General features: G+C 69.5%; 15 protein-coding genes. 9 read left to right on the top strand and 6 right to left on the bottom strand.

What is annotated here, in order from left to right; genetic code table 11:
• Positions 1 to 264 precede the first annotated feature (264 nt).
• Positions 265 to 1,758 (top strand): leucyl aminopeptidase, encoded by a 1,494-nt coding sequence (locus FHR84_RS00075; protein ID WP_179533366.1) that lies wholly within the window; start codon positions 265 to 267, stop codon positions 1,756 to 1,758.
• A gap of 109 nt (positions 1,759 to 1,867) precedes the next feature.
• Here FHR84_RS00075 and FHR84_RS00070 read toward each other — a convergent pair whose 3' ends face one another.
• On the bottom strand, positions 1,868 to 2,221 hold the full coding sequence (locus FHR84_RS00070; RefSeq protein WP_179533365.1) for an oxidoreductase: 354 nt from the start codon (positions 2,219 to 2,221) through the stop codon (positions 1,868 to 1,870).
• A gap of 228 nt (positions 2,222 to 2,449) precedes the next feature.
• Between FHR84_RS00070 and lpdA the strand changes: the two genes are divergently transcribed.
• The 4 genes from lpdA (at position 2,450) to lipB (ending at position 7,673) form a co-directional block, all read left to right on the top strand.
• Entirely contained in the window at positions 2,450 to 3,820 is a 1,371-nt protein-coding gene (gene lpdA / locus FHR84_RS00065) for a dihydrolipoyl dehydrogenase (protein WP_179533364.1), read from the top strand.
• A gap of 66 nt (positions 3,821 to 3,886) precedes the next feature.
• Entirely contained in the window at positions 3,887 to 5,662 is a 1,776-nt protein-coding gene (sucB, locus tag FHR84_RS00060) for a 2-oxoglutarate dehydrogenase, E2 component, dihydrolipoamide succinyltransferase (protein WP_179533363.1), read from the top strand.
• A 169-nt stretch (positions 5,663 to 5,831) separates the two neighbouring features.
• Positions 5,832 to 6,716, top strand: coding sequence for a TIGR01777 family oxidoreductase (locus FHR84_RS00055; protein ID WP_179533362.1), 885 nt, complete (start codon positions 5,832 to 5,834; stop codon positions 6,714 to 6,716).
• 210 nt (positions 6,717 to 6,926) lie between these two features.
• Positions 6,927 to 7,673, top strand: a complete 747-nt coding sequence (gene lipB, locus FHR84_RS00050) for a lipoyl(octanoyl) transferase LipB (RefSeq protein ID WP_179533361.1) — start codon at positions 6,927 to 6,929, stop codon at positions 7,671 to 7,673.
• A gap of 53 nt (positions 7,674 to 7,726) precedes the next feature.
• Here the strand turns inward: lipB and FHR84_RS00045 are convergent, their stop codons facing one another.
• Positions 7,727 to 8,674, bottom strand: coding sequence for a TIGR03560 family F420-dependent LLM class oxidoreductase (locus FHR84_RS00045; RefSeq protein WP_179533360.1), 948 nt, complete (start codon positions 8,672 to 8,674; stop codon positions 7,727 to 7,729).
• Between the two features lie 163 nt (positions 8,675 to 8,837).
• Here FHR84_RS00045 and FHR84_RS00040 point away from each other — a divergent pair, with 163 nt between their 5' ends.
• The 3 genes from FHR84_RS00040 to FHR84_RS00030 all read left to right on the top strand — a co-directional run bounded on the left by FHR84_RS00040 (position 8,838) and on the right by FHR84_RS00030 (position 11,856).
• Positions 8,838 to 9,770: an oxidoreductase gene (locus FHR84_RS00040; protein WP_179533359.1), complete on the top strand. Its 933-nt coding sequence runs from the start codon at positions 8,838 to 8,840 to the stop codon at positions 9,768 to 9,770.
• Positions 9,771 to 9,922: 152 nt separating this feature from the next.
• Positions 9,923 to 10,924, top strand: coding sequence for a lipoyl synthase (gene lipA, locus FHR84_RS00035; protein WP_179533358.1), 1,002 nt, complete (start codon positions 9,923 to 9,925; stop codon positions 10,922 to 10,924).
• 206 nt (positions 10,925 to 11,130) lie between these two features.
• Positions 11,131 to 11,856, top strand: coding sequence for a DUF4191 domain-containing protein (locus FHR84_RS00030; RefSeq protein WP_179533357.1), 726 nt, complete (start codon positions 11,131 to 11,133; stop codon positions 11,854 to 11,856).
• A gap of 201 nt (positions 11,857 to 12,057) precedes the next feature.
• Here FHR84_RS00030 and FHR84_RS00025 read toward each other — a convergent pair whose 3' ends face one another.
• Positions 12,058 to 12,513: an RDD family protein gene (locus tag FHR84_RS00025; RefSeq protein WP_425489829.1), complete on the bottom strand. Its 456-nt coding sequence runs from the start codon at positions 12,511 to 12,513 to the stop codon at positions 12,058 to 12,060.
• A 260-nt stretch (positions 12,514 to 12,773) separates the two neighbouring features.
• On the opposite strand from FHR84_RS00025, the gene glnA reads away from it, so the two are divergent.
• A complete protein-coding gene (gene glnA / locus FHR84_RS00020; RefSeq protein WP_179533356.1) occupies positions 12,774 to 14,198 on the top strand; it encodes a type I glutamate--ammonia ligase in 1,425 nt (474 codons plus the stop codon).
• A gap of 135 nt (positions 14,199 to 14,333) precedes the next feature.
• Here the strand turns inward: glnA and FHR84_RS00015 are convergent, their stop codons facing one another.
• The 3 genes from FHR84_RS00015 to FHR84_RS00005 form a co-directional block, all read right to left on the bottom strand.
• On the bottom strand, positions 14,334 to 15,269 hold the full coding sequence (locus FHR84_RS00015) for an NADP-dependent oxidoreductase (protein ID WP_179533355.1): 936 nt from the start codon (positions 15,267 to 15,269) through the stop codon (positions 14,334 to 14,336).
• A 395-nt stretch (positions 15,270 to 15,664) separates the two neighbouring features.
• A complete protein-coding gene (locus tag FHR84_RS00010; protein ID WP_179533354.1) occupies positions 15,665 to 18,742 on the bottom strand; it encodes a bifunctional [glutamine synthetase] adenylyltransferase/[glutamine synthetase]-adenylyl-L-tyrosine phosphorylase in 3,078 nt (1,025 codons plus the stop codon).
• A gap of 196 nt (positions 18,743 to 18,938) precedes the next feature.
• Positions 18,939 to 19,691, bottom strand: coding sequence for a type 1 glutamine amidotransferase (locus tag FHR84_RS00005; RefSeq protein ID WP_179533353.1), 753 nt, complete (start codon positions 19,689 to 19,691; stop codon positions 18,939 to 18,941).
• Positions 19,692 to 19,888: the final 197 nt, after the last annotated feature.

Here is a 19,888-nt window from a genome sequence, read left to right as displayed (position 1 = left end):
GCCGACCGCCAACTTGACCGTCCCGGTGACGTCGGCACCGCGGAGCACCCCCTCCGGGGAGCCCGCGCGGCGGGAGCCCGGCTCCGCGGCGGGTCCTCACCCCGGGAGTCCGCACAACACCGGGTGACGAGCCGGAAACCGAACGACACGGAGCGGACTGCTGCGCGCCCCGGGGAAGTACCGTTCTACAGTGCCTGCGAAAGGGATAACCCGTGGGTCGACACCATCCCTCGTCCCCACGGCACGGTCCGGGAGGAGCCACACGTGACAACGCCCAAACTCACCCTCGTCGACAACGCGGCCACCAAGCTGACGGTCGAGACCCTGGTGATCGGCACCGTCGAGGGAACGGACGGACCCGAACTCGCCCAGGGAACCAACGAACTCGCCGCGGCCTTCGACGGAAACCTCACCGAGGCGCTGACCCTGCTCGGCGCCAAGGGCAAGGCCGAGGAAGTGGTCCGGGTTCCCGCGAGCGGGTCGGTCCGCGCGAACGTGCTGCTCGCGGTCGGCCTGGGCAAACGCGACGAGAACGGGGAGGTCCCGAGCGAGTCGGTCCGGCGCGCGGCCGGGGCCGCGGCCCGCGCGCTGAGCGGCGTCTCGCACGCGGCGACCACTCTGTCCGCGTTGGACCTCTCCGCGACCGTCCAGGGAACCGTGATGGGGGCCTACTCCTACACGCGCTACAAGTCGCAGCCCGGCGAGGAGCCGGTTTCCAAGGTCGACCTGCTCGTGTCCGAGGCCAAGAACGAGACGGCGAAGTCGGCGCTGAAGGGCGCGACGGCGATCGGGGAGGCGGTCAACACCGCGCGCGACCTGATCAACACCCCCCCGAACGACCTCCCTCCCGCGACCTTCGCCGAACGCGCCAACGAGCTCGGCAAGGCCGCCGGTCTGGAGATCGAGACGATGGACGCCGACGAGCTGCGCAAGCACGGCTACGGCGGAATCACCGGGGTCGGCGCGGGCTCCTCCCGGCCTCCGCGGCTGGTGCGGATGCGGCACAAGGGCCCCAAGGGCGCGCGGAAAGTGGCGCTCGTCGGCAAGGGCATCACCTTCGACACCGGAGGCATCTCCCTCAAGCCCGCCGCGGGCATGGAGGACATGACCTCGGACATGTCCGGAGCCGCCGCCGTGGTGGCGACCATGGTGCTCGCGGCCAAGCTCAACTACCCGCTGGACATCACGGCCACGGTCCCCATGGCGGAGAACATGCCGTCCGGAACCGCCTACCGCCCCGGTGACGTGCTCACGATGTACGGCGGCAAGACCGTCGAGGTGCTCAACACCGACGCCGAGGGCAGGCTGATCCTGGCCGACGCGATCACCCGCGCCTGCGAGGACGAGCCGGAATACCTGATCGAGGCCTCGACCCTAACCGGTGCGCAGCTGGTCGCGCTCGGCAAACGCACACCGGGAGTGATGGGCAGCGAGCAGTTCAGGGACCGGGTCGCCGAACTGTCCAAGGCGACCGGTGAGGCGGGCTGGGCCATGCCCCTGCCCGAGGAGCTGCGCGGCGAGCTCGACTCCAAGCTGGCCGACATGAGCAACGTCACCGGCCAGCGCTGGGGTGGCATGCTGGTAGCCGGGCACTTCCTGAGCGAGTTCGTGGCCGAGAACACGTCCTGGGCGCACATCGACGTGGCCGGTCCCGCGTACAACTCGAACTCCCCGTGGGGCTACACCCCCAAGGGAGGAACGGGCGTTCCGGTGCGCACCATGGCGGCCACGCTGGCCGACATCGCCGAGCACGGCTGACGGCGCGGGACTCGGCCCCCGGACCCGGGGGCCGGACCGGCCGCACCCGCGGCCCGTCCCCGGACGGATCCGAGCGGGCTGCGCCGCCGCGAACACCACCGCGGGCGGGCTACTCCTCCTCCAGCCCGCGGCGGTACTCGCGGCGGCGCAGTACGCGCTGCTTTCGCTGGTAGTCGCGCATCCGCTGCGGGTACCCGACCTTGTGCACCTCGTAGAACGGAACACCGAGGCGGTGTGTGAAACGTATCGCCGCCTCGCGGTCACCTATCCGACGACGGGTCCACTCACCGTCGTGAGCGACGAAGACGATCGTCGTCTCGGTCATCTGCGTCGGTGGTTCCAGGAACCCCTCGACGCCCCGCCGTTCGGACGCCCACTGTCGGAGATGCTCGGTGTCCTGATCCCGCTCCGCTCGTGGGCGTCTCCGCCCTCCACGACGGCGTAGACGCTCGAACAAACCCACGATTCCCTCCTTGAGCAGCTACCACGATATTGCCAGTTCGGGCATAAAAAGCGGTCCGTCCGTTGTTGAGGAGTTCGGGGACTGTGATCTTCACGCCACTTGCCCCGGCGACCCCAGCAGCCCGTGTCGCGCCCGTGGCTCACGTGGTGACAAGATGGCTTCCGGTGGCGGGGGATCCTCCGCCCCAGCAGCAGTGAGTGAACAATGATGCCTGTCGAGGAGTGCGAAGTGACCGACACGTCCGCCGATCTAGTCATCCTCGGTGGCGGCTCCGGCGGCTACGCCTGCGCTTTCCGCGCGGCGGAGCTGGGCCTTTCCGTCACCCTCATCGAAAAGGACAAGCTCGGTGGGACCTGTCTGCACCGAGGGTGCATCCCCACCAAAGCCTTGTTGCACGCCGCCGAGGTCGCGGATTCCACACGCGAGAGCTCCCAGATCGGTGTGAAAGCCTCCCTCGAGGGCATCGACATGGACGGTGTCAACTCCTACAAGGACGGCATCGTCACCAAACTTCACAAGGGCCTGCAGGGGCTGGCCAAGGCCCACAAGGTCAACTACGTGGAGGGCGCGGGAACGCTCGTCGACGCCAACACCGTCGAGGTCGACGGGGCCCACTACACCGGCAACAACGTCGTACTCGCCACCGGGTCCTACTCCAAGACCCTGCCGGGGCTCGAGTTCGGCGGCCGCATCATCGCCAGTGAGCAGGCGCTCAACCTCGATCACGTGCCGGAGAAGGTCGTCGTCCTCGGCGGCGGCGTCATCGGAGTCGAGTTCGCCAGCGTGTGGCGCTCCTTCGGGGCCGAGGTGAACGTCGTCGAGGCTCTCCCCCACCTGGTGCCCAACGAGGACGAGTCCAGCTCGAAGCAGCTCGAGCGCGCCTTCCGCAAGCGCGGCATCAAGTTCTCCACCGGGGTCAAGTTCACCGGTGCGCAGCAGACCGACGAGGGCGTGACGGTCAGCCTGGAGAACGGCGAGACGCTGGAGGCCGACCTGCTGCTCGTAGCCGTGGGCCGGGGCCCGAACACGGCGGGGCACGGCTACGAGGAGGCCGGGGTCTCGTTGGAGCGCGGCTTCGTACGCACCGACGAACGGCTCCGCACCAACCTCCCCGGCGTCTACGCGGTCGGTGACATCGTCCCCGGTCTGCAGCTGGCGCACCGCGGTTTCCAGCAGGGCGTGTTCATCGCCGAGGACATCGCCGGGCTCAACCCCCCGGTCATCGACGAGGCCGGCATCCCGCGGGTGACCTACAGCAACCCCGAGGTGGCCTCGGTCGGGCTCACCGAGAGCGAAGCGCGGGAGCAGTACGACAAGGTCGAGACCTTCACCTACGACCTGGCGGGCAACGGCAAGAGCCAGATCCTCAAGACACCGGGATCGGCCAAGGTCGTCCGCGCCGCGGACGGACCGGTGCTCGGCCTGCATCTGGTCGGTGAGCGAGTGGGCGAGCTCATCAGCGAAGCACAGCTCATCTACAACTGGGAAGCTCTCCCCGAGGACGTGGCCCCGCTGGTGCACCCCCACCCGACGCAGTCGGAGGCACTCGGCGAGGCGCATCTCGCCCTGGCGGGCAAACCACTGCACGTACACGGCTGACGCGCAACGCTCAACCGGAAGAACGCCCGTCCACCACACGCCACGAGTACGAGGAGTCAGCAAAAGATGGCCTTCTCTGTCCAGATGCCGGCACTCGGTGAGAGCGTCAGCGAGGGCACGATCACCCGGTGGCTCAAACAGGTCGGGGACACCGTCGAAGTCGACGAACCTCTCCTGGAGGTCTCCACCGACAAGGTCGACACGGAGATCCCCTCTCCCGCCGCCGGTGTAGTGCAGCAAATAGTAGCCAGCGAGGACGACACCATCGAGGTCGGTGGTGAGCTGGCCCTGATCGGGGACAGCGGCGAGACCCCGCCCGCGCAGGAGCAGTCGGGACAGGCAGCCGAGCAGGCCGCCCCCGAACCGGAACCGGCTCCCGAACCGGAGCCCGCCCCCCAGCAGGCTCCGGCCTCCCGGCCCGAGCAGTCCGGCGCGGGTGCGGCCCGGGGATCCGACGTGCAGATGCCGGCACTCGGTGAGAGCGTCAGCGAGGGCACGATCACCCGGTGGCTCAAACAGGTCGGGGACACCGTCGAAGTCGACGAACCTCTCCTGGAGGTCTCCACCGACAAGGTCGACACGGAGGTTCCCTCGCCCGTCGCGGGAACGATCCTGGAGATCACCGCGGGCGAGGACGACACCATCGAGGTCGGTGCGAAACTCGCCGTGGTCGGTGAGCAGGGCGCGGCCCCGTCCGGGGCAACCGCCCCCTCGTCCGAGGAGCCGAAGCAGCAGGAGCAACCCGCTGCCCCCGCTCCGGCACCGCAGCCCTCCCCCGAACCCGCCGAAGCGGAGGCACCCGCACCGCAGCCCTCCCCCGAGCCGCAGCAGCCCGCCGCTGCCCAGCCCGCGGTGGCGGAACGGGAAGAGGCCGAGTCATCGGCCCCGTACGTCACCCCGCTGGTGCGCAAGCTCGCCAACGAACACGGGATCGATCTGCGTTCGCTGCGGGGAACCGGTGTCGGCGGACGCATCCGCAAGCAGGACGTTCAGGCGGCCATCGCCGAGCGCTCCCAGCCGCGGGAGACCGGTGGACAGCAGTCCTCCGGCGCCAAACCACCGGTGACCGAGCCCGCGACCACCGCTGCCGACCAGGAGCCCTCCCCGGAGGCCAAGGCGCTGCGCGGCACCACCCAGAAGATGTCGCGGCTGCGGCAGGTGCTGGCCCAGCGGATGGTCGACTCCCTGCAGACGGCGGCGCAGCTGACCACGGTCACCGAGGTCGACGTCACCAGGATCGCCCGGCTGCGGGAGCAGGCCAAGGAGAACTTCGAATCCGCCGAGGGGGTCAAGCTCTCCTTCCTGCCCTTCTTCGCCAAGGCCACGGTCGAGGCGCTGAAGCTGCACCCGAAGCTCAACGCCTCGGTCGACGAGGAAGCCAAGGAGATCACCTACCACGGTGCGGAGCACCTCTCGATCGCCGTGGACACCGAACGCGGTCTGCTCAGCCCGGTGGTCCACGACGCGGGTGACCTCAATCTCGGCGGACTCGCGCGCAAGATCTCCGACGTGGCCGAGCGCACCAGGGAGAGCAAGGTCAAGCCCACCGAGCTCAGCGGTGGCACGTTCACGCTGACCAACACGGGCAGTCGCGGTGCCCTGTTCGACACCCCGATCCTGAACCCACCGCAAGTGGGCATGCTGGGGACCGGGATGGTCGTGAAGCGCCCGGTGGTCGTCTCCGACGAGGCGGGGGGCGACACCATCGCCATCCGCTCGATGGCCTACCTGGCGTTGTCCTACGACCACCGGCTCGTCGACGGCGCCGACGCGGCCCGCTTCCTGAACACGGTCAAGCAGCGGCTGGAAGAGGGGGCCTTCGAGGCCGACCTCGGCCTGTGAGCGAACCCGCGCGGCCGGACCCCCCGCGTGAAGCGCCGGTAAGGCCGGGGCCGTCCCGACGGAGTGGGACGGCCCCGGCCTTTTCGCGTCCTGCCCGCGCACCACCGGGGTACTCACCAGTCGCGCGACGGACCTCGCGTTGTGGCGATCATTGCGCGAAGATCAGGGCATGCGTGTGGTGATCGCCGGTTCCTCCGGCCTGCTCGGAAGCCATCTCGTCCCCGCGCTGCGGCACGCACGGCACGAGGTGATTCGCCTGGTGCGCGGTACGGCGCAGGCACCGGACGAACGCGAATGGGACCCGGACGGGGGCGAACTCGACGAGCGCGCCCTCGACGAGGCCGACGCCGTCGTCAACCTCTGCGGAGCCCCGCTGATGGGCAAGCGGTGGACGGCCGAGCGCAAGCGGGAGCTGGCCCACTCGCGGATCAGGAGCACGACCGTGCTGGCCGAGGCGGTCCGCACGAGGCGGATCCCGACGTTGATCAACGCTTCCGGAGTGTCCTACTACGGAGACACCGGCAGCAGGGTGGTCACCGAGTCGGCCGAGCCGGGAACCGGCTTCCTCGCCGAGCTCTGCCGCCGATGGGAAGCAGCGACGGAGCACGCGGGCCCCGCCAGGGTCGTACGACTCCGGATCGGTCCGGTGCTGTCCCCCTCCGGCGGGTTGCTGGGGCGGCTCAAACCGCTGTTCTCCCTGATGCTCGGCGGCAGGCTCGGCGCGGGAACGCAGTACGTGCCCTGGATATCCCTGGACGACGGGATAGCCGGGATCCGTTTCGCGCTCGAGAACCCGGAGCTGTCCGGTCCGGTGAACCTCACCGGCCCCGAACCGGTCAGCAACGCCGAGTTCACCAGAGCCCTGGGCGAAGCGCTCGGCCGTCCCACCCCGTGGGTGCTCCCCGCCTTCGCCTTGCAGGCCGTGCTGGGAGAACTCGCCCAGCAGCTCGCGCTGACCGGGCAGCGGGCCGTGCCGGGAGCGCTGGAGGAGCACGGCTTCAACTTCCAGCACGCCACCGTGCGGTCCGCGCTGGGAACCGCGATCTCCGCATGAGGCCGGAACCGTGGCGGGGCTTGGCGTGGCGACGCGGGTGGCGGAACCTCTCGCGGGCTCTCGCCGCGGGCAGGCCCGCCACCGGGTAGCGGCTCCCTCCCCGACCGACGACTCGACCGGGGAGACCTTTCGGAGCCCCTTCGGGGGCCGCACGGGCTCGTCGCTCCGTGCGGTGAACCGTCCGGGACCCACGAGCGTTAGGCTGACGACGTGAGCGACAGCGGAAGCTCGTGCCGCTCCGCCTCGCACGAGATCGAGGTGCAGGAGCTGGGCACGATCGACTATCAGGCCGCATGGCAGCGCCAGCGGGAACTGGCCACGGCACGCGCGGAGGACTCCGGGGCGGACACGCTGCTCCTGCTGGAGCATCCCTCGGTCTACACGGCGGGCAAGCGCACCAGGCCGGAGGACCGCCCGCAGGACGGCACACCGGTGATCGACGTCGACCGCGGCGGCAAGATCACCTGGCACGGTCCGGGACAGCTCGTCGGTTACCCGATCCTGCGGCTCGCCGACCCGGTCGACGTGGTCGAGTACGTGCGCAGGCTGGAGCAGGCGCTGATCCGGGTGTGCGCCGAGTTCGGTCTGCGCACCGGGCGCGTCGAGGGGCGCAGCGGTGTGTGGCTCGCCGCCGACGGGAGCCGTCCGGAACGCAAGATCGCCGCGATCGGCATCCGGGTGCAGCGCGGCGTGACGATGCACGGCCTCGAGCTCAACTGCAACTCGGACATGAGCGAGTTCGACCGCATCGTCCCCTGCGGGATCAGCGACGCAGGGGTCACCTCGCTGTCGGCGGAACTGGGCAGGGAGGTCACCGTGGCGGAGGCGCTTCCGCTGGTGCGGAAGGCCGTGCCGGACGCGCTGGACGGAGCCCTCGAGGTCACCGAGTGCGACATCCGCTCGTCCCCCGAGGCACCGGCCGGGATGACGTTCTCGCTGGACCCGAGCCTGCGCTGACCCCGCCCCCGCCAGGGGACCCGCCGCACGGGCGGTCGGCACGGGGCCTCCGGTCAGTCCAGGCTGCCCGCCACCTCGGAGGCCACCAGCTCGATGTGGTCCGGATCGGTCAGATCGAGCACCTGGAGGTAGGCCCTGGTGATCCCGGTGCTCCTGCGCCACCGCCCGATCTTGTCCACCACCTCGGACGGAGTGCCCGCCAGGCCGTTGGCGCGGAGCTCGTCCACATCGCGTCCGATGGCCTCGGCGCGCCGGGCGAGCTCGGACTCGTTCCTGCCGACGCACAGCACGAGCGCGGCCGACCGCACGATCTCCGCCGGGTCCCTTCCGACCTCCCGGCACGCCGCGTCGACACGTTCGAACTGCGCCCGCGCCGTGTCCTCGTCCGTGAAGGGAAGGTTGAACTCGTCGGCGAACCTCGCCGCCAGCTCGGGCGTCCGCTTCTTGCCCGCCCCTCCGATGAGCACGGGAGGCCGGGGACGCTGTACCGGCTTCGGCAGCGCCGGGGAGTCGCTGATCCGGTAGTGGGTTCCCTCGTGGTCGAAAGTGGAGCCGGAGGGCGTGGCCCACATGCCGGTGACGATCTCCAGCTGCTCGCTGTACCAGTCGAAACGTTCCCGCAGCGGTGGGAACGGGATGCCGTAGGCCGTGTGCTCCTCCTCGTACCAGCCGCTGCCGAGCCCGAGCTCGACCCGTCCTCCGGACATCTGGTCCACCTGGGCGACCGAGATCGCGAGCGGACCGGGCAGGCGGAACGTCGCCGCGCTCATCAACGTGCCCAGCCGCAACCGCGAGGTCTCGCGTGCCAGCCCGGCCAGCGTCAGCCACGCGTCGGTCGGACCGGGCAGCCCGCTGGCATCCCCCATCCGCAGATAGTGATCCGAGCGGAAGAAGGCGTCGTAGCCGGCCGATTCCGCCGTGCGCGCCACTCGGAGCAGGTCGTCGTAGGTGGCGCCCTGCTGGGGTTCGGTGAAGATCCTGAGCTTGAATTCCTCGGTCACGTCATCGAGGCTAACGACCTTCGGGGCGAGCCGCTCCGCGCACCGGCTCGCGGAGGGCGGGCGCCCCGGCATCGGACAGCGCTCACCTGCCCCTTCCGAACTTCGCGGACATCGGCGAGGACGCGGCGTTGTCCCGGTGATCCTCGTGGGATAGGACTGCGGCATGACCAAGTGGGACGAGAGCGCCATCCCGGACCAGTCCGGGAGAACGGTTCTGATCACCGGAGCGAATTCCGGACTGGGGCTGCACAGCGCCCGAGCTCTCGCCGAGCGCGGCGCGCGGGTGCTGCTCGGCTGCAGGGACTCCGAACGCGGCACGGCCGCGTTGCGCAGGGTCGCGGCGACGGCCGCGACACCTCCCGAGCTGATCCGGCTCGACCTGGCCGACCTGAACTCGGTCCGCGACGCCGCCCCCGCCGTCAGGGAACGCACCGGCGATCGCCTGGACCTGTTGATGAACAACGCCGGGGTCATGGCGACCCCGCACCGGAGCACCGCGGACGGCCACGAACTGCAGTTCGGAACCAACCACCTCGGTCACGCCGCGCTGACCTGGCTGTTGATGCCCGCCCTGCGCGGGTCCGCGAACGCGCGAGTGGTGACACTGACCAGTCTCGCCCATCACGGCAGGGGGCTCGACACCTCGGACCCGAACTTCCGGCGCCGCCGCTACACCCCGATGCGGGCCTACTCGCAGTCCAAACTGGCCAACCTGCTGTTCACCCGCGAACTGGACAGCAGGCTCCGCTCCGCCGAAGCGGACGTGATCAGTGTCGCCGCGCACCCGGGCATGACCGGAACCGAGCTGATCCCCAACTCCGCTCGGCAGCGCAAGTTACCCGGGCCGGTGGGCAAAACGGTCCGCACGATCACCGGTGCGGTCACCCAGCGGGTGGAGATCGGGGCGCTGCCCCAGCTGTACGCCGCCACCGCCCCCGGGGTTTCCGGCGACGACTTCTTCGGCCCCTCCCGCGTGGCCGAGACCCGCGGTGCCCCCAAGCGAGCCAGGAAGAACCCCGCGGCGGAGGACGACTCGACCGCGGAACGCCTCTGGGAGCTCACCGCCGAGCTGACCGGCGTGGAGCCGCCCCTGTGACTTCCCCCGGGACCTCGTCCGGATGAGCGGTCGCCGTCGAGGCGGACCCGCTCGCCCGGGAGCACTCGGCACCGGGCGCGGTGCCCTCCGGGTGAAGATCGGGTGACCTCGGTCATTGTCGCCGCCCGGCGGGCGGGGCGTAACCTGTGGTCGTGACTGTGGCGCCGGAGGGGCGGAAGTTGTTGCGGCTGGAAGCCCGCAACAGCCAAACGCCGATCGAGAAGAAGCCGTCCTGGATCAAGACGCGTGCCCGCATGGGCCCGGAGTACCAGGAACTCAAGGGGCTGGTACAGCGTGAGGGCCTCAACACCGTCTGCGAGGAGGCAGGCTGTCCCAACATCTTCGAGTGCTGGGAGGACAGGGAAGCCACCTTCCTCATCGGTGGGGACCAGTGCACCCGCCGCTGTGACTTCTGCCAGATCGACACGGGCAAACCCGCCGAGCTGGACACCACCGAGCCGCGAAAGGTCGCGGAGTCGGTGCAGGCGATGGGCCTGCGCTACTCGACCGTGACCGGTGTGGCCCGTGACGACCTGGAGGACGGCGGGGCGTGGCTGTACGCGGAGACGGTGCGTCAGATCCACGAGCTGAACCCCGGAACCGGTGTCGAACTGCTCATCCCCGACTTCAACGCAGAGCCCGACCAGCTCGCCGAGGTCTTCGGATCACGTCCGGAGGTGCTCGCGCACAACATCGAGACGGTTCCGAGCGTGTTCAAGCGGATGCGGCCCGCTTTCCGCTACGACCGCTCGCTCAAGGTGCTCACGCTCGCCCGCGAGGCGGGGTTGGTCACCAAGTCCAACCTGATCCTCGGAATGGGCGAGACCCCGGAGGAGGTCGAGCCCACGCTTCGTGATCTGCACGAGGCGGGCTGCGACATCATCACCATTACGCAGTACCTGCGGCCCAGCCCGCGGCACCACCCGGTGGACCGCTGGGTCAAGCCCGAGGAGTTCGTGGAGCACACCAAGGCCGCGGAGCGGATCGGGTTCCCCGGGGTCATGGCGGGCCCGCTGGTGCGGTCCAGCTACCGCGCCGGAAGGCTGTACGCCAAGGCCACCGAGCACCGCGGCATGCCGCTTCCGGAGAACCTCGAGCACCTGGCCAAGGCCGGAACGGCCGCTCAGGAGGCGAGCAACCTGCTGTCCCGCTGAGCGGCGCGGCCGCGGAACCTCCGCACCGGCCGCTTTCGAACCGATCGGGACCGAAGCGGCGCGGGTGGGCGCACCGGCACCCGCCCACCCGCGCCGCCGGTCTCGCGGACGGGTGCCGCGCCCGGGTAAGCGCTCCTCAACGAGCCGATCCGGCGCGGGGCGAACCGTATGGACGAGTCCCGCATCCCCGGCCGTATCCTGTGGGTATGGCCAAGCAGGACCGGGCCGCCAAGAAAGAAGCGGCCAAGCAGAAGCGGCAGGCGTCGAGCGCCCGCCGCAAACAGCTGTTCGAGGCGTTCAAGATGCAACGCCGGGAGGATCGGCTGCTCGTACCGCTGATGCTCGCGGTGCTGCTCGGCACGGCCGTAGTGGCGTTCCTACTCGGCCTCGTCTGGGGACTGCACTGGTTCTTCCTCCCCGTGGGCGTCGCCCTCGGTGCGCTGGGAGCGGTCATCATCTTCGGCAGGCGCGTGCAGGCCAACGTCTACAGCAAGGCCAGCGGGCAGCCCGGTGCCGCGGGCTGGGCCCTGGAGAACATGCGGGGCAAGTGGCAGCTGGCCCAGGGAGTCGCCGGGACCAGCCAACTCGACGCGGTGCACCGGGTCATCGGGAAACCGGGGGTCGTGCTGGTCGGCGAGGGCTCCCCGAACCGGGTGAAGAACCTCATGAGCCAGGAGAAGAAACGCATCTCCCGGCTCGTGGGCGACACTCCCATCTACGAGTTCGTCGTCGGGGACGAGCAGGACCAGGTTCCGCTGAGCAAGCTCCAGTCCAGGATCATGAAGCTACCGCGCAACATCAACGCGGGACAGATCGACTCGCTGGACAAACGCCTCGAAGCCATCGGAAGCAGGGGCACGGCCACGCCCAAGGGGCCTGCTCCGCAGGGCGCCAAGATGCGCAACATGCAACGCGCCACCCGCAGGAAGTAACCGGGAGAAGCGCTCCGTGGCGAAGTCCACGCTTCTCGAACGGGCACGGTCTCCGCCACGGAGCGCGGGGATCGTGCACCGGCCACGGCCTCCGCGGGGACCGTCACGGGAGGGAGTGGTCACGGGATGAAGCACCGGTTACCTCCCCTCCTCCGTCCGGAGGAACCGTTCCCGGGGACGTAACCGAGCAGGCCCGAACCGTCAACGACGCAGCACGGCGGTTCCGCTCAGCCGGTCGTGCCAGGAGCGCCCGTCCAGGTTCCACAGGACGGCGGGGACTATCACCGCGCTCAGGACGCAGCGCAGCAGTGCCCTGGGGACTCCCACGGTCGCCGAACCGTCGAGACGCGCCACCCATATTCCGACGACGGCCATCCCCGGGGTGAACCCGAAGAAGGCGACCGGGACGAAGGTGATCACCGCCCACGCGAGCAGGCTCCAGTTCTTCGGGAGTTCGGGAGCGGTGAACAATCCGGCCACCAAAGCCGCCAGCACGATGTCCAGCAGAAACCCCGTAACACGCCGACCGGTGGGGGCCACGGAGCCGGAACCGCTTTCCGGCAGGCCGATGCGTTCCCCCCGCCAGCTCTGCTGCGGCTCGGCGGACTCACGCGCGGCCGAGGGGCCGGACAACCAGGACCCGAGTACTCTACCCACGAAAACCAGCATACGGACCGCCACGGAGGTCGTTGCCTCCCGCACCGCGGACCGCGCCGACCACGACCACGCGTCCGCCCGGCCGTCCGCCCCGGGGCAGGGCTGCGGCACAACAGAACCGAAATCCGGATTCGTTTCGTTAACGTCGGCGAAACACGCGGGTGACGGTGGGGCAACACCCCGTCCTTAACTTCGTTGCCGAGTCGGCGGCAAAGGCTTGCCCCGATGAGCGGCACCAACGCGTGAAGGAGCCATCGAGGGTGTTCAAGAATCCAGACGAGGTCCTACGCTTCATCTCCGACGAGGGTGTGAAGTTCGTCGACGTCCGGTTCTGCGACCTGCCGGGCGTCATGCAGCACTTCACCGTCCCCGCCTCGGCGTTCGACCACGACACCTTCACCGAGGGGTTGGCCTTCGACGGCTCTTCGGTGCGTGGTTTCCAGTCGATCCACGAATCGGACATGCTGCTGCTGCCCGACCCTTACACGGCCCGGATCGATCCGTTCCGCATCGAGAAGACGCTGATCCTCAACTTCTTCGTGCACGACCCGTTCACGTTGGAGCCCTACAGCCGTGACCCGCGCAACATCGCGCGCAAGGCGGAGCAGTACCTGAGCGAGTCCGGAATCGCGGACACCGCGTTCTTCGCGTCCGAGGCGGAGTTCTACGTCTTCGACTCGGTACGTTACTCCGAGGACGCGAACTCCTCCTTCCACGAAGTGGATTCGGTCGAGGGCTGGTGGAACACCGGACGGGCCGAAGAAGGCGGAAACCTGGGGTACAAGACCCGCTACAAGGGTGGCTACTTCCCCGTCGCGCCCTACGACCACTACGCCGATCTGCGCGACGAGATGACCAGCGAGCTCATCAAGGCCGGGTTCGAGGTGGAGCGCGCGCACCACGAGGTGGGCACCGGCGGCCAGGCCGAGATCAACTACAAGTTCAACACCATGCTGCACGCGGCCGACGACCTGCAGCTGTTCAAGTACATCATCAAGAACACCGCGTGGCGCAACGGCAAGACCGTCACCTTCATGCCCAAGCCGCTGTTCGGCGACAACGGCTCGGGAATGCACTGCCACATGTCGCTGTGGCAGAACGGCGCCCCGATGTTCCACGACGAGTCCGGCTACGCGGGGCTGTCCGACACCGCCCGGTACTACATCGGCGGCATCCTGCACCACGCCCCGAGCCTGCTGGCGCTGACCAACCCGACGGTGAACTCCTACCACCGGCTGGTCCCCGGCTTCGAGGCGCCGGTGAACCTGGTGTACTCGCAGCGCAACCGCTCCGCCTGCATGCGGATCCCGATCACGGGAACCAACCCGAAGGCCAAGCGCGTCGAGTTCCGCTGCCCCGACCCGTCCGGCAACCCCTACCTCGGGTTCGCCGCGATGCTGATGGCCGGCTTGGACGGCATCCGCAACAAGATCGAGCCGGCCGAACCGATCGACAAGGACCTCTACGAGCTCCCGCCGGAGGAGGCCAAGAACGTGCCGCAGGTTCCCTCCAGCCTCTCCGAGGCGGTGGACAACCTGGAGGCCGACCACGACTACCTGCTCGAGGGCGGCGTGTTCACCGAGGACCTTCTGGAGAACTTCATCGCGCTCAAGCGGGAGACCGAGATCGACCCGATCCGGCTCCGTCCGCACCCGTACGAGTTCGCGCTGTACTACGACGTGTGATCGACTGATCCCCGCACCCGTGGGAAAAGGGCCCCGCGCGGGGCCCTTTTCCCACGGGGTGCCGGCAGGACTTCGCGGTGCGGGCGGACACGTGCCCGGCGACCGCACCTCCGCGACACCTGCACGCACGACCTCTCACTCGACCGTGAGAACCAGCTTTCCGCGCACGTGTCCCTCCTCGAGCAGTTCGTGGGCCCGTGCGGCCTCGTGCAGCGGGAAGCTCCGCTGCACCTCGACGCGCAGCTCACCACGATCGATGAGCCCGCCCAGCCAGTTCAGCTCCCCCGCGTCCGGGCGTACGAACACGTAGTGTCCGCCCTGCCCCAGCACCGTGTCCGGCTCCTCGACCGAGGCGTGCCGCGTGCTGTCCCGCAGCATCCCCGGAGTCTCGCTCAGCGCCGTGCCCCCGGCCATGTCCACGGCGGCGTCGATCTTGCCGTCACCACCGACGACCTCGGCGACCCGCTCCGGAAGCCCGGGGCCATAGGTCACCGGCTCCGCCCCCAGTTCGCGCAGGAAGTCGTGGTTGCGCTCCGAAGCCGTACCGATCACCCGTTCGGCCCCCAGCGCCCGCGCGATCTGCACGGCCAAGTGCCCCACACCGCCCGAGGCCGCGTGCACCAGCACCACGTCCCCGGAGTCCGCGTCCACCGACCGCAGCATCTGCAGGGCGGTCAATCCGGCCAACGGCAGCCCGGCCGCCCGGGTGAAATCGACCGAGCTCGGTTTGTGCGCCAGAGTGCGCTCCGGGGCGGCCACCAGTTCGGCGTAGGTCCCGTTCTGCACGTGGTCCTCGCGCACGTAGCCGACGACCTCGTCGCCAGGCTTGTACTGCGTCACCGCGGGCCCCACCGCACGCACGACTCCGGAAACGTCCCAGCCGGAGATCAACGGTGTGTGGTGCGGGAACGCCCCGCGCAGATATCCGCGCCTGATTTTCCAGTCCACCGGGTTGACTCCGGCCGCCCTGGTTTCCACCAGCACGCGGTCGGGGCCGACCAGCGGATCGTCCAGCTCCTGTTGCGAAAGAACGTCGGGTTCTCCGAATTCGGTGAGCGCGATAGCCTTCATGCCCGTTCCAACACCGTTTCGGAGCAACCGTATTCCACTGTTCGGAGGCGGAAACTCCGAACGACGCGCCCCGCCACGGGTTCTCCCGCGGCGCGGCAGCGCCGAAACCGCCACCCGAACCGCGGCGTGGGCGTTTCGCGCGGAACGTCCCTTCCGGAGCGGTTCCAGAGTGACGGTCTCGCGCGAAACGCTCGAAAGGTTCCGAGGCACGTCCGACGCGGGTGCTTCAGCACGGGCAGGACCAGAGGACCCGGTGTCCGGGTCTCAGGCACCACGAGGCCGGGCCGCTCGCCGCGCAGTCCACTGCTCAGGAGCGAGCCCGACGCTGCCAAGGCGCAGACCCGCGTGCGGGCTAGCCGACCACGTGGGAAAGCACCGCTGCGACCCGTCCACGGTCACCGCTGCGGGGCCTCGTAGAAGACCCGCTCCACCACGGCACGAGCCCGTCGGGTCGCACGCAGGTAGTCGTCCAGCACCTGTCCCGAATCGGAACCGGCCGGATACCCCAGAGCCGCCGCGACCGCCCCCAGTTCCCCGGAGCGCTTCGGCAGCTGATCGCCGCCCTTGCCACGCACCAGCATCACGGCATTGCGTGCCCGCATCGCCGTCGTCCACGCGGTCTCCAGCAACTGCCCGTCCTCGGCATCCAGCACGCCCTCCCGGACGGCCACCCGCAGTCCCTCCACGGTCGAAGTCGTTCTCAGCGGGGGGAGATCACCGGCGAAACGCAACTGCAGCAACTGCAGCGTCCACTCCACATCGGCCAAACCGCCACGGCCGAGTTTCGTGTGCGTGGCCGGATCGGCACCACGCGGCAAACGCTCCGCGTCCACCCGCGCCTTGATGCGGCGAATCTCGCGCGCCTTGGTCGCGTCCAGCCCGCCCTCCGGGTACCGGATCGGATCAACGGCACGGCAGAAACGCTCCCCCAGCTCCTCGTCCCCCGCCACGGGGCGGGCACGCAACAGGGCCTGCGCCTCCCAGACCTGAGCCCATCTCCGGTAGTAGTTCAGATAGGAGTCCAACGTACGCACCAGCGGACCCGAACGCCCTTCCGGACGGAGATCGGTGTCCACTTCCAGCGGAGGGTCCTGGCTCGGCTTGCCCAGAACCCTGCGGACCTGCTCGACCACGACCGTGGCGAACCGGACGGCGGTGCTGTCCGCCACCCCCTCCTCCGGTTCGCAGACGAACATCACGTCGGCGTCCGAACCGTACCCGAGCTCGGCCCCGCCCAACCTGCCCATACCGATCACCGCGATGCGGGCGGGCTCCCGCGAGGCGTCCACCACCCCCTCGGAACCGGACCACTCCGGCCTTCCGGCCACATCCCGCACCGCCGCGTCCAGCGTCGCCTGCAGAACCGCCACCCACACACCGGACAGGGCGTCGAACACCGCACGCGGGGACATCACGCCCAACAGGTCGGCGCAGGCGAGACGCAACAACTCGTGCCTGCGCAACGAGCGAGCGGTCGCCGCGGCCCTGTCCGGATCGACGTGCCGCGACACAGCACTGCGCAGTGACCGAGCCACCTCGTCCGGATCCCGGCCCGCCAGCTCTTCGACGTCCGACAGCAGCCGGAGCACCTCCGGCGCCCGCACCAACAGCTCGGGCACCAACTTCGAGGTGCCGAGCAGCACCGCCAACCGCTCGACCACCACGGCCTCGTCCCGCAGCAGCCGCAGGTACCACGGTGTGTCGGCCAGGGCCTCCGAGACGTTGCGGTAGGCCAGCAGCCCACCGTCGGGGTCCGGGGTGTTGCCGAGCAGATCCAGCAGAACGGGCAGCAAAGCCCCCTGGATACTGGCCCTTCTGGACATTCCCGAGGTCAGAGCGGCGATGTGCCGCAGGGCACCTTCGGGGGAGGTGTAGCCCAACGCGGAGAGCCGCTCGACCGCGGCGCTCGTGGTCAACCGCAGCGCCTCGCTCGGAACCTTGGCGACCGACTCCAACAACGGCCGGTAGAAGAGTTTCTCGTGCAGCCGGCGCACCCTGCTGATCTGCTTGCGGTACTCGCCGAGCAGCACGTCCGAGGCCTCCTGGTGCCCCTGGGAACGCAGCCCCATGGAACGAGCGAGCTGGTGCAGCGTCTCGCGCTCCTCGGCCTGGGGGAACAGATGCGTGCGCCGCAGACGCCTCAGCTGAAGCCGGTGCTCCACCCCGCGCAGAAAAGCGTAGGAATCGGACATGGCCGCGGCGTCGCTGCGCGCCACGTACCCCTGTTCCCCCAGCGCGCGCAGCGCCTCCGTCGTGGACCGCGAGCGGACGGACTCGTCGCCCCTGCCGTGCACCAGCTGGAGCAGCTGCACCGCGAACTCGACATCGCGCAGCCCCCCCTTTCCGAGCTTCAGTTCCCGGTCCAGCTGGTCCTGGGGAACGTGCTGCTCCACTTTCTGACGCATGGAACGCACGTCGGCCACGAAGTTCTCCCGCTCCGCGGCCGTCCACACCAGCGGCTGGACGGCGTCCGCGTAACGCTGTCCCAGCTCGGAGTCCCCCGCCACCGGCCGGGCCTTCAACAGGGCCTGGAACTCCCAGGTCCGTGCCCAGCGGCGGTAGTAGGCGAGATGGCCGTCCAGAGTGCGGACCAGGGCCCCCGACTTGCCCTCCGGACGCAGCGCGGCGTCCACGTCGAAGAACGCCGACCCCGCTATCCGCATCAACGTGCCGGCCAGCCTGGTCGCCGGGTTGAGGTCCTCCTCGGACTCCGCGACGAAGACGACGTCCACGTCACTCACGTAGTTGAGCTCACGACCGCCGCACTTGCCCATCGCGATCACGGCGAGCCGGGGCGGCTGCCGTCCGATTCCGGTCTCGGCCGCGGCCACCGCCCAGGCCGCCCGCAGAGCGGCCACCGCCGCGTCGGAAAGCCAGGCTGTCACCTTCTCGTAGGACGGCTGCGGCATCCCGGGGTCGACCACTCCGGCGAGGTCGGCGGCGGCGATCTCGAGCAACTGCCCCCGATAGACGGCACGCAGCTCGCTGACGGCCGCCGTCCCCCGCGTCTCGGCCACCGGACAGTCGGGAGGTTCCTCCTCCGCGGCGAGCGCGCCCACGCCGTGCAACAGCTCAGCGGTGAAGTCACCGGAACGCGGCCGGTGCTCCTCCTCCGTTCCGGACAACCGCCGCCAGTCCCCGGGATGGGCTACCAGGTGATCCGCCAGAGCACCGGAGTACCCCAGGGTGGCCAGCAACCGGGCGCGCAGTCCCCGGTCCGTGCGCAACCGCTCGGCGAGCTCCGTCCAGTTCCCGCCCAGCGCCTCCCGCAACCGGTCCACCGAGTGCAGCGCGAGATCCGGATCCGGAGTTCGGGACAGCGCGCCGAGCACCTGCTCCGCTTCCGGCAGCGGTCCGCTGTCGAACCACCATCCGGCCGCGCGGAGCTGGGTCTCGGCTCGCTCCACGTCGCTGAATCCGTACCTTGCCGGAGACGGCACCGCACCGGAGCGTTGCCAGTTGGATTGGGCCATGTCCAGCACGGTAATGCGATCACGTGACGACGACAGGGCCGACCGTGGTCGATTCTCCGTGTCCGTGATCACCGTGCCGGAGCATCAGTGCTCCCCGGCCTGCCACCTGTCGTCGGTTCGTCGTCCGGATCGGGGTTCCCTTCGCCGCTCACTGCACCGAAACTCACCACCCGAGCGAACCGAGCCGCGCGGTCTCTCAGGCGAGTGGCAGGGAACGAGTGGTGGTCCGCTCTTCGGGAGGAGTGGCTGCCATCTCGGCGAAACGCTCGGCCACCGGTTTCCACGACTCCTCCAGATCGGCGTGGAACTGCTCGAGGTGCTCCTCGTCCAGCTGGCCCGGGCGTATCGTCGCGGCGATTTCCGGATCGCCGGCGACCATCCCCCGGACGATCTCCGGTGTGGTCTCGATGTGGAACTGCAACCCGTAGGCTCGGGTGCCGACCCGGAAAGCCTGGTTCTCCCCTCGTGGTGAGGCAGCCAGCAGTTGAGCGGTCGGTGGCAGCGCACTTATCTCCTCGCGGTGGAACTGGAAGACGTCCGGGGTCAGCGGAAGCGGCCCGATCAACACGTCCTCCGCTGCCGCGTCCCGCTTGGCCACCAGCAGTGTTCCCGCCTCGGGCCCGTCGGCACGTGTCCGGAGCCTTCCGCCCGTCGCCATCGCGAGCAGCTGGGCACCGAGGCCGACAGCCAGCACCGGAGTTCCGGAACTCGTCGAAGTGCTCAGCAGTTTACGCAGCGTACCGAGCCACGGGTGTTGCGGATCGGCCGTGGCGCTCATCCCCCCGTCGAGCACGACCACCCCCGAGTACTCGTCCGGCCGCTCGGGAACGGCCTCCCGTGCGGGGTCGACGACGTCGAGCTCCGCACCCGATTCCCCGAGCCAGTCGCCCAGCTTTCCCACTGGAGCGCTCTCGGAGGGTTGCACCACAAGAATCCGCGCCTCGGCCATGTGACCCAGGATACTGTTTCCGTGGGCGGTGGATCACTCACGGTGCGGGTCGATCTCGACCAGAGCGGGTGTGTGTTGTGCTGTGTTGTGAGAGATGAGTATGGCCCGGCCCCCTTGTGGTGGGGGCCGGGCTTGGGGGGGTTGGGTCGGCGGTGTCCGAGTCTCCCACACCCGTGGGGGTGCAGTACCTTGGGCGC

Origin of the sequence: Actinopolyspora biskrensis, from assembly GCF_013408175.1 — a bacterium.
In the GTDB taxonomy this organism is placed as follows: domain Bacteria; phylum Actinomycetota; class Actinomycetes; order Mycobacteriales; family Pseudonocardiaceae; genus Actinopolyspora; species Actinopolyspora biskrensis.
Note: the sequence above shows the minus strand (reverse complement) of the source record. Positions and strands in the feature narration are given on the sequence as shown.